The 12,860-nt window shown below is 52.6% G+C and carries 12 protein-coding genes; 5 read left to right on the forward strand and 7 right to left on the reverse strand.

Going from position 1 to position 12,860, the window contains the following annotated elements; all coding sequences use genetic code 11:
- Nucleotides 1–21: 21 nt before the first annotated feature.
- Nucleotides 22–2,916, reverse strand: a complete 2,895-nt coding sequence (gene gcvP / locus AC5TBW_RS09030) for an aminomethyl-transferring glycine dehydrogenase (protein WP_495511733.1) — start codon at nucleotides 2,914–2,916, stop codon at nucleotides 22–24.
- An 82-nt stretch (nucleotides 2,917–2,998) separates the two neighbouring features.
- The gene (gene gcvH, locus AC5TBW_RS09035) at nucleotides 2,999–3,388 is read right to left on the reverse strand and encodes a glycine cleavage system protein GcvH (protein WP_495511734.1); all 390 of its coding nucleotides are present in this window, start codon (nucleotides 3,386–3,388) and stop codon (nucleotides 2,999–3,001) included.
- 428 nt (nucleotides 3,389–3,816) lie between these two features.
- On the opposite strand from gcvH, the gene AC5TBW_RS09040 reads away from it, so the two are divergent.
- Entirely contained in the window at nucleotides 3,817–5,223 is a 1,407-nt protein-coding gene (locus AC5TBW_RS09040; RefSeq protein WP_495511735.1) for an alanine/glycine:cation symporter family protein, read from the forward strand.
- Nucleotides 5,224–5,354: 131 nt separating this feature from the next.
- A complete protein-coding gene (gene gcvT / locus AC5TBW_RS09045; RefSeq protein ID WP_495511736.1) occupies nucleotides 5,355–6,467 on the forward strand; it encodes a glycine cleavage system aminomethyltransferase GcvT in 1,113 nt (370 codons plus the stop codon).
- A gap of 90 nt (nucleotides 6,468–6,557) precedes the next feature.
- On the opposite strand, the gene AC5TBW_RS09050 is transcribed toward gcvT, so the two are convergent.
- From AC5TBW_RS09050 to AC5TBW_RS09060, 3 genes are all read right to left on the reverse strand, one after another.
- Nucleotides 6,558–7,457 carry a LysM peptidoglycan-binding domain-containing protein gene (locus AC5TBW_RS09050; protein ID WP_495511737.1) on the reverse strand — a complete coding sequence of 300 codons (900 nt, stop codon included), beginning with the start codon at nucleotides 7,455–7,457 and terminating at the stop codon, nucleotides 6,558–6,560.
- The gene (gene yihG / locus AC5TBW_RS09055; protein WP_495511738.1) at nucleotides 7,457–8,338 is read right to left on the reverse strand and encodes a 1-acylglycerol-3-phosphate O-acyltransferase, YihG family; all 882 of its coding nucleotides are present in this window, start codon (nucleotides 8,336–8,338) and stop codon (nucleotides 7,457–7,459) included. Before yihG ends, AC5TBW_RS09050 begins: the two co-directional genes overlap by 1 nt.
- 106 nt (nucleotides 8,339–8,444) lie before the next feature.
- Nucleotides 8,445–9,341, reverse strand: coding sequence for a LysR family transcriptional regulator (locus AC5TBW_RS09060; RefSeq protein WP_495511739.1), 897 nt, complete (start codon nucleotides 9,339–9,341; stop codon nucleotides 8,445–8,447).
- A 163-nt stretch (nucleotides 9,342–9,504) separates the two neighbouring features.
- On the opposite strand from AC5TBW_RS09060, the gene AC5TBW_RS09065 reads away from it, so the two are divergent.
- Nucleotides 9,505–10,203, forward strand: coding sequence for a CoA transferase subunit A (locus tag AC5TBW_RS09065; RefSeq protein WP_495511740.1), 699 nt, complete (start codon nucleotides 9,505–9,507; stop codon nucleotides 10,201–10,203).
- Nucleotides 10,204–10,281: 78 nt separating this feature from the next.
- Nucleotides 10,282–10,944: a CoA transferase subunit B gene (locus AC5TBW_RS09070; protein WP_495511741.1), complete on the forward strand. Its 663-nt coding sequence runs from the start codon at nucleotides 10,282–10,284 to the stop codon at nucleotides 10,942–10,944.
- 74 nt (nucleotides 10,945–11,018) lie between these two features.
- On the opposite strand, the gene AC5TBW_RS09075 is transcribed toward AC5TBW_RS09070, so the two are convergent.
- Together AC5TBW_RS09075 and AC5TBW_RS09080 are read right to left on the reverse strand one after the other, a co-directional pair.
- On the reverse strand, nucleotides 11,019–11,786 hold the full coding sequence (locus AC5TBW_RS09075; RefSeq protein WP_495511742.1) for a VOC family protein: 768 nt from the start codon (nucleotides 11,784–11,786) through the stop codon (nucleotides 11,019–11,021).
- Between the two features lie 142 nt (nucleotides 11,787–11,928).
- Nucleotides 11,929–12,192, reverse strand: coding sequence for a GrxA family glutaredoxin (locus AC5TBW_RS09080; protein ID WP_008958014.1), 264 nt, complete (start codon nucleotides 12,190–12,192; stop codon nucleotides 11,929–11,931).
- Nucleotides 12,193–12,374: 182 nt separating this feature from the next.
- Here AC5TBW_RS09080 and hybE point away from each other — a divergent pair, with 182 nt between their 5' ends.
- Entirely contained in the window at nucleotides 12,375–12,800 is a 426-nt protein-coding gene (hybE, locus tag AC5TBW_RS09085; RefSeq protein ID WP_495511743.1) for a [NiFe]-hydrogenase assembly chaperone HybE, read from the forward strand.
- The last annotated feature ends 60 nt before the right edge of the window (nucleotides 12,801–12,860 follow it).

Raw genomic sequence — 12,860 nt, forward strand, 5'->3', positions numbered from 1 at the left:
GCAGGGGCGATTGAGTGGCGCTTAGTCGCGATACTCGTCAATGCTGGGGCAAGAGCAGATCAACTGACGATCGCCAAACACGTTATCAACCCGGTTAACGGCGGGCCAGTATTTGGCGGCTTGCACAGCTGCAGTGGGGAAGGCTGCCAACTGACGGCTATAAGGCCGTTCCCAGTGGCTATCCATCAGATCCGCCTGAGTATGCGGCGCATTGACCAGCGGATTATTCTCCAGTGGCCATTCACCGCTCTCTACCCGAGCGATCTCTTCCCGGATAGCGATCATAGCATCGCAGAAACGATCAATTTCATACAGTGACTCCGACTCGGTCGGCTCAATCATCAGCGTGCCCGGTACCGGGAAGGACATGGTCGGCGCGTGGAAACCGTAATCCATTAAGCGCTTGGCAATATCCTCTTCGCTAATGCCGGAGGCCGCTTTGAGGGGACGAATATCGATGATGCATTCGTGGGCGACGGTGCCGTTCTGGCCACGGTAGAGAATGGGGAATGACGCTTCCAATCGCTTGGCAATGTAGTTGGCGTTTAGGATGGCAAGCTCGGTAGCTTCACGCAGACCGCGCGCTCCCATCATTTTAATGTAGGCCCACGATATCGGTAAGATCGAGGCACTGCCAAACGCGGCTGCGGATACCGCACTGCTATCACTATTGACACCGTTGATCGGGGTTACCACGTGGTTAGACACATAGGGGGCGAGGTGGGCTTTAACACCAATAGGGCCCATGCCTGGGCCGCCGCCGCCATGAGGAATACAGAACGTTTTATGTAGATTGAGGTGGGACACGTCGCCGCCGAAATCGCCCGGGCGCGTTAAGCCCACCTGAGCGTTCATGTTAGCGCCGTCAATATAGACCTGACCGCCATTGTCGTGAACGATCTTGCACGCTTCACGCACGCTGGTTTCAAACACGCCGTGGGTCGATGGGTAGGTCAGCATAATGGCAGACAGCTGATCGCGATGCTGCTCGGCTTTCGCGCGTAGATCAGCCATATCGATATTGCCATTTTGATCGCATTCCACCACGACGACTTTCATCTGCACCATGGCTGCAGAGGCAGGGTTGGTGCCGTGGGCGGAGCTAGGAATCAAGCAAATATCACGATGACCTTCGCCCTGAGCCGCCTGATAGCGGCGAATAGCCACTAAGCCTGCGTATTCACCCTGCGCGCCGGAGTTGGGCTGCATAGAGAGATGATCATAACCGGTAACTTCTACTAAGAAGGCCGATAGTTCATCGATCATTTGATGATAACCAGCCACCTGATCGCGAGGTGCGAACGGGTGAAGATGCGCAAACGACGGCCAGGAAACGGGGATCATTTCACTGGTGGCGTTGAGCTTCATGGTGCAGGAGCCGAGCGGGATCATGGCATGGGCAAGCGACAGATCCTTATTCTCCAGACGCTTCAAGTAACGCAGCATTTCAGTTTCGCTGCGGTAGCGACTAAACGTAGGGTGGCTCAAAAAGTCGCTTTCGCGCTGGCAAGTAGCGGGAATACCCGAGTCGCCGTTCGCCACCACCTGCTCATCCAATACGGCAACGGAAAGGCCGTGCTCATCACCCAGCAGCACGTCAAACAAGGTGGCTACATCGTGGGCGGTGGTGGTTTCATCGAGGCTGATGCCCACATCCCCATTGGCGAAGTAGTGCAGGTTAATATCGTGGGTCATGGCGCGGCCATGGATCTTGCCTGCATCAACGCCGGTCAGGCATAGCGTATCAAACCAGCTATGATGAGCGAGCGATACGCCTGCCTGCTTAAGCCCCTCAGCAAGCAGGGTGGTGAGGCGGTGAACGCGCCCCGCAATTTTGCGCAGACCATCGGCGCCGTGATAGGTCGCATAAAAGCCAGCAATATTGGCCAGCAGCGCCTGGGCCGTACAGATGTTGGAGGTGGCTTTCTCGCGGCGAATGTGTTGCTCGCGAGTTTGCATGGCCATGCGCAGCGCCGTATTGCCGCGGCTATCTTTGGACACACCAATGATACGCCCTGGAATAGAGCGCTTCAGCTTATCTGAAGTGGCAAAAAACGCCGCGTGAGGGCCACCAAAGCCCATCGGCACGCCAAAGCGCTGGGAGTTGCCTACTACAATATCGGCGGCAAGTTTGCCGGGCTCTTTCAGCAGTACAAGGCTTAAAAGGTCGGTGGCCACACAGGTCATAATGTTTTGGTCGGCGGCCGCGCTCAACAGCGGCGCTAAGTCACGAACTTCACCGCTGGCAGACGGGTACTGTACCAGGGCCCCAAACACATCGTGGTTGGCCAGTTCCTCGGCAGGGCCAGTGATCAGTTCAAAGCCAAAGAAGTCGGCACGGGTTTTAACCACATCTAGCGTTTGCGGAAAAACGTCATCGGCGACGAAGAAGGCGTTGGATTTGCTTTTTTTATTGCCACGCTTGCACAACGCCATGGCTTCGGCAGCGGCAGTCGCTTCGTCGAGCAGCGAAGCATTCGCAAGCTCCATGCCGGTTAAGTCCATCACAACTTGCTGGAAGTTCAGTAAACCTTCGAGGCGACCCTGAGAAATCTCTGGTTGGTAGGGGGTGTAAGCCGTGTACCAGCCGGGATTTTCCAACACATTGCGCTGAATCACCGCCGGCATGTGAGTACCGTAATAGCCCTGACCAATATAGCTTTTAGCCACACGATTTTGTCGGGCTAGCTGTGCCAAATACTCTAATGCTTCAGCCTCACTGCGGGGTTCCTCAAGTGCTAGCTCGCGCCCAAGGCGAATGTCGCTTGGCACGGTCTGTTCGATCAGATCTTCCATGTGCTGCATATTGAGCGCTTTTAACATCGTGGCGACGTCATCCTGACTTGGGCCATTGTGACGTTTGATAAAAGCATCGTGGTCGGCCAACTCGGCCAGGCGGCGTGTTTCAAAAGGCATGGGAAGATTCCGAACGTTAAGAGAGACCGTGCAGGGGTAAAAAGCGAAAAGCCTGCCGCGAGGGCAGGCTCAACTACAAATGTTATTCGTCAGCGCTTAGCGTTGCTTGATAGGCATCTGCATCTAACAAGCCATCAATAGTATCGCTGTCTAAGCGGACTTTCATGATCCAACCGCCTTCATAGGGCGCTTCGTTGACTGTCTCGGGGGCGTCTTCAAGGGCGTCGTTGACTTCGATGACTTCGCCAGCCACGGGGGAGTAGAGGTCAGAAGCGGCTTTAACCGATTCGATGACACCAAACTCTTGGCCTTTTGTCAGCGCAGCTCCCACTTCCGGCAATTCCACAAATACCACGTCACCAAGCGCTTGCTGGGCGTGATCAGTAATGCCGACGGTAACGGTGCCATCTTTGTGGTCTAGGACCCACTCGTGGCTTTCAGCGTAACGAAGATTGGCAGGAAGATTGCTCATGATGTTTTCCTATATGAAACAGTTTTCTGGACCCGAGCATACTAGCGGTTGTCGCTCGCCTTGGCGACTGCGAATGGTGCACCGTTTGATACAATACCAAGCACTTAGTGTGTTACATGGCTTGGTCAATAGCCGAGCGAATAAGGGTGCATGTTAACGTGTTTCCAATCGGAAACAAATTTCTTCTTTGCTCCACAGAGAGCTTCATAGAGAATTTTAAGGCGAGCCTGTTACGCCACATGCACTGGTAATGTATCGGATACTGTGGGGTTATTAAAAAAGCGGCATCCTCTATGCGCAAGCGACATCACCCTAGATGATTGCTAAGTTTATAGTGTAAAACGTTCAAATCGTATGCTAATGACCCCTAGCAACGTTATTAAGCTTGATCACTGTGACGAATCAAACAACCAAATAAGGAGAAGCACGTGGAAACATTAACTAGCCTCTTAAGGGCGATCAACGGCGTGGTCTGGGGCCCCGTCATGTTGATTTTGCTGCTGGGTGTAGGCATTTACCTACAGCTTGGCTTGAAACTGATGCCGATTAGAAAGCTCGGCATGGGTTTCAAGCTAATGTGGGCGGGCCGCGATACTAAACCTAGTGCAGATAAGTCGAAAACCAAAGAGAGCGATGAAGGTGAAATATCTCCCTTTGACGCTTTGATGACGGCACTCTCGGCGACAATCGGTACAGGGAATATTGCTGGGGTAGCCACTGCCATCGCCTTGGGTGGGCCCGGTGCTGTTTTTTGGATGTGGATTACTGCGTTAGTGGGGATGGCGACAAAATTTGCCGAGGCGGTGCTTGCGGTTCGCTACCGTGAAACTGATAGCACCGGCTATCACGTGGGCGGGCCGATGTTTTACATCAAAAATGGCCTGGGCAAAAAGTGGCTATGGTTGGGTGGTTTGTTCTCCTTTTTCGGCGCTGTCGCTGCCTTCGGGATCGGCAATACCGTTCAGTCCAACTCCGTAGCCGATGCCATGGACGCCACCTTCGGCGTGCCGCACTGGCTCACGGGCGTGGTCATTATGGTACTGGCTGGCGCGGTCATTCTGGGTGGTATCAAGCGTATCGCTAAAGTCGCAGGCAAGTTGGTGCCGATTATGGGCATCGCATACGTGGCAGCGGGTCTGCTGGTGTTGATCATTAACGCTGGGCAGATTGGTGAGGCCTTTGGTTTGATCTTCAACTACGCCTTTAATCCCATGGCGGCAGCAGGTGGTTTTGCCGGGGCGGCGGTAATGGCCGCCATTCGCTTTGGTGTCGCGCGAGGTATCTTCTCGAACGAGGCGGGACTAGGCAGTGCGCCTATCGCCCATGCGGCGGCCAAAACCAAAAATCCTGTGCGTCAGGGGTTAATCGCCATGCTGGGTACGTTTATCGATACCATCATTGTGTGCACCATTACGGCACTGGTGATTTTGACCTCGACGGTGTGGATTGAGGGCGAGGCGGGCGCTTCACTGACGGCGCTCTCATTCGACGCTGCATTGCCGGGCTTTGGTAATCAGATTGTGGCAGTCGCTTTAGCGATCTTTGCCTTTACCACCATTCTTGGCTGGTCATTTTATGGTGAGAAGTGCTGCCAGTTCCTGTTTGGCACGCGCTCTATTATGATCTATCGCGTGCTGTTCGTGCTGGCAATCCCTTTAGGCGCTATCGCCCAGTTGGGCTTTATCTGGCTAATGGCGGATACCTTTAATGCCATGATGGCGATTCCCAACCTGATTGCCTTGGCACTGCTTTCGCCGGTAGTCTTTAAACTAACCAAGGACTACTTCGACGGCAAAGACGTACTGCCGGGAGAAGAGCTGGAACACGACCAATAATCCAGTGGCTCACCCACGTGGGCTGCTATAACGATAAAATGTGAATAAGGATTGAGTCGGGAAGCCACTTACTAAGTAAGTGGCTTCCCGTTCCTTTTTGAGCGAGCAATTTTTTAAGTGAGGAAAGCCCTGTGTCCGAATTAAAGCAAACACCGCTTCACGCGCTGCACATAAAGTTAGGCGCCAAAATGGTCCCTTTCGCAGGTTACGATATGCCAGTGCAGTATCCGCTGGGTGTCAAAAAAGAGCATGAGCACACCCGCCAAAAGTGCGGCCTGTTTGATGTTTCACACATGGGGCAGATTACTGTTTCCGGTGATAATGTCGCCGAAGCCCTTGAAACGTTAATTCCTGCTGATTTGATGGGATTGGAAAAAGGCGCGCAGCGGTATGGTCTTTTCACCAGCACTGAAGGTGGAATTATCGATGACCTGATGGTGGTAAATGCGGGCGATCATTTTTACCTGGTAGTAAATGCTGCCTGCAAGGATCAAGATTTAGCTCATTTGCGTCTCAATTTGGCATCGACCCATACGATTGAGTCGCTAGACCGCGGCCTGCTGGCACTGCAAGGACCTGAGGCGCGTGATGTGATGCAGCGGCTTTGCCCCGAGGCGTGTGAGCTTGTCTTTATGCAGCATGGGCGTTTCAACATTGCAGGGCATGACGTGTGGGTGAGCCGCAGTGGTTATACCGGTGAAGATGGATTTGAAATTTCGGTTGCGTCTGACGCCTGTGAAGCCTTCGCAGAGCGCCTGCTGGCAGAGCCAGAGGTAGAAGCCATTGGCTTGGGCGCGCGGGACTCTTTGCGCCTTGAGGCAGGGCTATGCCTTTATGGCCATGATATGGATATGCAGACGACGCCAGTCGAAGCCGGGCTGATTTGGGCGATTGGTAAGCCGCGTCGCCACGGTGGCGAGCGCCCCGGAGGTTTCCCAGGCGCGGACGTTATCCTTCATCAAGTCGATGCCAAAGATCATACCCGCAAGCGCGTTGGGCTGTTGGCCGACGGTCGTGCGCCCGTACGCGAGGGCGCCCAACTGGTAGACGAAGCAGGCAATGAGATTGGGGTGGTGACATCGGGCAGCTTTGGTCCAAGCATCGGTAAGCCGGTGGCGATGGGCTATGTGACGCGAGAGTGGGAGGCGCCGCAAAGAAGCGTATTTGCCGTCGTGCGCGGTAAGCAATTACCGATGGTTGTAACCCCCACGCCGTTTGTAAAACCGGGCTATTACCGCGGTTAGCATCGAGACCACTTACCTGCGGGCTCTGCTTAGGCAGTGCCCGCTCTTGTTATAAACGGTCTTCAATAACGGTCTTATCGGGCTATTGATTTAGCGCAGCACTTGCCTGGGATCGATAGGTTTGCCGCCCTGGCGTAGATCAAAGAGAAGATCGTAGCGCTGAGTGGCATCACTTTGACTCACTTCGCAAAGCGCATCCCCTGTATTCACCTGCTTGCCTACCTCCACCAGCACGCGTTCACAAAGGGCGTATACGGTTTGAAGATTGTCGGCATGGTGCACGATCACGACTTCACCTAACTGGCGCATCCCATTGGCAAAGCGTACCTCTCCCGGGGCGACAGATTTTGCCTGGGCGCCAGCTTGAGTCGCCAGTAGCATCGGCTGCAGAGTGCCTCGGTTGTCTGGTCCAAAACGTCTCACCACACGATAATCGTCTAACGGCCAGGGCCAGCGGCGAGCAGAAGCGGGAAGAGCCTGACTAGGGGCGCTACTCGGAGCAGCAGCGGGTCGGTTAGCGCTGGATGAACCTCCGCTGCTAGCAGCACTTCGCGTAGCTGAGCCGCTTAGCGGAACACTGACCACTTGCCCGACTCGCAGGTTAGTGGGTGACGCGCTTGGGTTGGCACTTTGGATGCGGCCGCTGGTGGTGCCAAAATGTCGGGCGACGCTCGAGAAAGTATCACCAGGACGAATCTGGTAACGGTAGGGGCCGCCTGAAGGTGCTCGCTCTTGCTGGGTGGGAATTAGCAAGCGTTGACCTACTTCGAGACGACGGGCATCCACGCCTGGGTTAAACCGCTGTAAGCGTTCTAACGGTACATTAGCGCGAGCCGCCATCTTGCCAAGAGTGTCACCGCGCTGCACCTGAACCCAGTCGCCACGTATCTGTGTTGCGCTGGGAGCCGATGTACGCTGGGATGATGATTGAGGGTTACTGGCACAGCCGGCAATCATTCCTGCTAATAGGCAACTGCTTAACACAACCATTAGTCGTGATCGGTTCTGCCGTCCAACAACCCATCTTTTTCCAGCCAGAGTGAATTGATCCATGTGTGGAAACGTTCCTTATGCTGCTTTTCGTCGTGGTTGTCTGGGGCATACATCCACTGGGGAATATCCAGTTGCCGTGCGTGCAGCGTAATGGGCGCCTCATTGCCGCACAAGAAACCCCAAAAAGTAGGGGATGGATTGGTATAGCTGATCGTCACGTCTAGGATACCATCTAACTGATTACCTAGCAGGCTAAGAACCTGTGCAACGCCACCTGCTTTCGGGCGCAACAAGTGGCGATAAGGGCTTTGTTGCTTGTCACGCTTGGCGACGCTAAAACGCGTACCTTCGACAAAATTGAAAATCGAAATAGGCGCATTCCGTGCCTGCTGGCACATGCGTTCTGTGGATGCTCGGTCAATGGTGGCCAGTTTGGGATTTTTGGCTATTTGCTCGCGGCTAAAGCGACGCATGAAAGGAAACTCGAGTGCCCAAAAAGCCAAACCGACGATAGGGATCCAGATCAACTGACGTTTAAGGAAAAAGCGTGGCATCGGTATGCGACGGTGTAACGCCATGAAAAGCATAAATATATCAGTCCAACTGCGGTGATTGGATATCACCAGCCACCACTGCTGTGGACTCAACTGCTCGGGAACGGTAATGCTGACGTCAGGCTTGAGCCAGTGCCGCATCCACCACAGGTTAAAGCCAATCCAGTTAAGGGCCACGGCATATAACCCTGGCATTACCTTCTGTTTCAGTCGATGCCCAGGAGCAATGACTTTGAGCAGCGTCAAAAGAATGAGAGGTACGCCCCAGAACAGTGTGTTGAGCGTTAGCAGCAGCGCGCTGACAAGCCCCTTTAAAATAGGCATACCACGTTTCCTTACCGTCGGACGAATAGCGTAATACTGAATGCTAAATGATCCTAGTCACGCTGCCCAGCAGAAACCCTGTGTGTCTCATCAACTTAGTAGGGGGTTAGTCGCAAGAGAGGGAAGGTGCTTGGACGGTCTTAAGGAGGACGGTGCGTAGTGCATGGGCAGCAACAGAAAGCTCTTGGTGGGTCAAAATGCCCACTCTGCAAGAGATGGCTGGCGCTGTTAGCGGTATGCATCGGGCGCCCAGTTCATGCATTTGTCGAATACACATAGACGGCACCGCGCTCACCCCTAAACCGTCGGCTACCATTCTACCAACGGTAGAGAGCTGATGACTTTCAAACGCCACCGGGAGCTCCATATCCTGCTTGCGCAGTTCTTGTTCAAGTAAGCGGCGCACCATCGAAGGGCGCTGAAGAGTAATGAAATCCTGGCTGAGCAGCGTTGACCACTCGAGCTGTGAGGCCTGAAGCAAATGGGAAGTGGGTGGAACCACTGCTACAAAATGATCTTCAAACAAGGGGGTAAATAGCAGGCTGCCGGTCCCTTCAGGAGAAAAGGCAATTCCCATTTCCACCTGCCGTGAGCGTACCATTTCGGTCACTTCTTCATTGATCACATCATGGACAGTAATGTTGATTTTCGGGTACTGCTGGCGAAACTTTACCAGCGCGGCAGGTAGCAAATTACAGGCAAAGGCAGGCATCGCTGCGACACTCAGCCGACCCAACTGAAGCGTGAAGCGCTGGCGTAAACGCTCCTCGGTATTGTCCCACTGAGCTAACAGGTGTTTGGCTAGCGGTAGCAGTGACTCGCCTTCTGGGGTTAATCTGACGCTGCGGGTGCTGCGTATTAACAGCTTGCCGCCCAATGACTCTTCCAACCCTTTAATCGCCAAACTGAGCGCCGGTTGGGATAAATGCAGCCGCTCACAGGCCTGAGTGAAGCTAAGCGTTTGGGCGACCGCCAGAAAGGCGCGTAGCTGTTTGACGGTCATAAAGGGCCTTTTATAAGTTTTAAAAATAAATTGATAAGAAAAACAAACTTAACAAATATATCATCTGGCACAACACTGACACTAACGTCGGTGCGTTTTATGCATCAACGTCAGTTCGTATCACTGACAACTCATATCAATGACAACAAGGTGAGGCACTACAATGGCAGGATTCGATAAGCGTGTATCTTCCTACGAAGAAGCAATGGAAGGCATCGAAAGTGGTATGACCGTTATCGCTGGCGGCTTTGGTTTGTGCGGGATTCCCGAAAATCTGATCGCGGAAATCAAGCGCCGCGGCGTCAATGATCTCACCGTGGTTTCCAACAATTGTGGTGTAGATGGTTTTGGATTGGGGATACTGCTTGAAGATCGTCAAATCAGTAAGATTTTGGCCTCTTATGTCGGTGAAAACGCTCTGTTTGAGAAGCAAATGCTCAATGATGAAATTGAGGTGGTGTTAACCCCACAAGGCACGTTGGCAGAAAAAATGCGCGCGGGTGGTGCGGGGATTCCGGCATTTTACACCGCCACTGGCTATGGCACGCCGATTGGTGATGGTAAAGAAGTCCGCGAATTTAATGGCCGTCATTATATTTTAGAAGAAGCCATTAAGGGTGATTTCGCTATCGTTAAAGGGTGGAAAGCAGACCGCTATGGCAACGTTATGTACCGCCATACGGCGCAAAATTTTAACCCCATGGCCGCTACTGCTGGAAAAATCACCGTGGTGGAAGTTGAAGAAATTGTGGAACCGGGTGAGCTTGAACCAAGCCAGATCCATACGCCGGGTATTTATGTGGATCGGATTATTCAAGGCACGTTTGAAAAGCGTATTGAAAAACGCACGGTGCGTAGCTGAGTCGCCGCTTTTTCAAAAACATAACTTTCGAATGTCTCACTAGTTTCTCATTTAACGATTCAACAAGAGGAAGTCACCATGGCTTTAACACGAGAACAGATGGCTCAGCGTGTCGCCCGCGAACTTCAAGATGGTTTTTACGTCAACCTGGGCATTGGTATCCCCACTCTGGTTGCCAATTACATCCCCGATGGCATTGATGTCATGCTGCAATCTGAAAATGGACTGCTGGGGATGGGACGCTATCCCACTGAAGAAGAACTTGATTCGGATATGATTAATGCGGGTAAAGAGACAGTGACCGCTCGCCCCGGCGCGGCAATTTTCTCTTCAGCAGAATCCTTTGCGATGATTCGTGGTGGCCACGTGGATCTGACGGTGCTGGGCGCCTTCGAGGTGGATCAGCAGGGCAATATCGCGTCTTGGATGATTCCAGGCAAGCTCATCAAAGGTATGGGTGGCGCCATGGATTTAGTCGCCGGTGCCGACAACATTATTTGCACTATGACCCATGCCTCCAAACATGGTGAATCCAAGCTGTTAGAAAAATGCGAACTACCGTTGACCGGCGCAGGCTGTATTAACCGTGTGCTGACAGATTTGGCTTATTTGGAGATCAAAGACGGCGCCTTCATTCTCAAGGAGCGTGCGCCAGGCGTCAGCGTTGAAGAGATCATCGAGAAAACTGCTGGCAAGCTGATCGTGCCGGATCATGTGCCCGAAATGACATTTGATGCCTAATTGAGCGAGTTTTGGGGTCTCAAATTAGACCTCATACAAGCAAGTGAGACGCTAACTCTTATCAGATTAGCGTCTCACGCCATTTCACAACGTGTGTGATGAGGCAGCAGGACGTCGGCAATACGTTTGTAATTATCTTCAACGTGCTTTTGTACGAGCGCTAGCCCCCCTAAGCAGAGGCGGTGCTCATCGCCATCGGCAAAGACTGTTTTTTGTGGAGTGGTGGGATAAAAGCGATGATCGATTAGTGATGAGACTGGGAAAACACCGTTTTGCTGGCCTTTTAGACTCGGCATTCCCACTTCATTAAGGCGTTGATCCAAAACTTCTAAAGATTCACCTAGTTCGGCGCAATCAAAGCCTGCGTGATGTAGGCGGGGGCCCATTATTGAAAGCCAGGCAGCCAGTGGGTGGGCATTTTGCAGCTGCTGGTAAAGCGCCCAGGAGGGCATGGGCCATGGTCTGCCACGGCAGAGTAAATTATGCCCTTTGCAGTCTTGTGGATGCGATTGTCGCACCAGTCCTTCAATGGCTTCCCGTGGTGCTTTGGATAATGTGCCAATCTGGAGTTCTGCGAGTATCAGCCAGCTACTGCCATCACTTGGCGCGAGCAAATGCACAAGCAATCCTTTGTCAGCCATGGCGTAATGACCGATTGCGCGGTATCCCATGTGGGCGAGATTGCCGCTGAGTGCGGTGGCGGTGAAAGGGCCATAATTGAGCGTTACTAATGTTAAGTACTCGGCCGCGGTCGTAAGAGGCCATAGCCGCAATGCCCCTATGCTGGGGTGGGTATGTACATAGTCTAGCCACAGCTGCTGAACAAACTCCTGACGCTGCATGGTGAACTCCTTGCCCAAAAATGGCGCACCTCGCGTGAGCCGTTAAGTAACTTATCAGTATAGGCAAGCGAGGAAGGCAAGGGTTCAACGGGGTTTAACGAGGGTTTTAACGGGGGGCCGCTTCTTGAACAGCCGAAAGCAATTAAACTGCCAGTAGTTGCTTGTCGCGCACAAACTGATCAAATTCTGTAAAACCGCCTACATGGGTTTGATCAACAAATACCTGGGGTACGGTATGAATGGGTTTGCCTGCAGTTTTGGCAATATCTTCTTTCGTCACACCCTCTGAAGGCATATCAACATAGCGATATCCTTCAATCTTACCGGCTTTTTCCAGGTGTTCCGCTAGGTGCTTGGCACGAACACAGAAGGGACATGACATTCGACCAAAAATAACCACAAACATGGGGGCGCTCCTTTACGATAAGCAGGGTAAGTTACAAAGTGGGGCCGCAACTGAATTAAATAAGTCGTTGGCTAGACGATAAATCTGAGCCCATTGTGGCTGAGCAGAGCGCGTTACGCCAATAGCAGCTCGCTACACTGACCATTAAAGCCTGTTATCACCTGGGAATTATTAACAAGCCTATGTACACGCTCACTGCTGACGAATACGCATTTCTTGCTGAGCTGACGAAAGCATATCGAGATTTGCACCTACCTGGGATCAAACAACAGAAGGGTTGGAACCCGCGCTTAGGGGTTGATGCGCTATGTTTTCAGCATCATGGTACTGACAGTATGGTGGGCGCGTTGATTACACCCTGTGAACTCTGGCTGGTAGTGGTGCCAAATCAATCCTGTCTCACTGAACCCATAAGCGATTCGTTAACGCTTTCATTACCCTCCGGTGCCTATCAGCTATCTCTTGAACGCCTGCCTGGTGGATACGAACTCTATAAGCGGGTAATTCTGAGTGATTTGCAAGAGCTTGAAACGATGCAGGAGGCTGCCAGGTTGGCTCAGCTAATGATGATGCGTTTAATGCAACCCGTCGAAGAGCCTATCGGCTAGAAAAGCACAGCTATACTAATAATATTCTTTAAACACCTATGACTAAATAACTATGAAAAG

It is taken from the genome of Vreelandella sp. ssv (genome assembly GCF_059448525.1).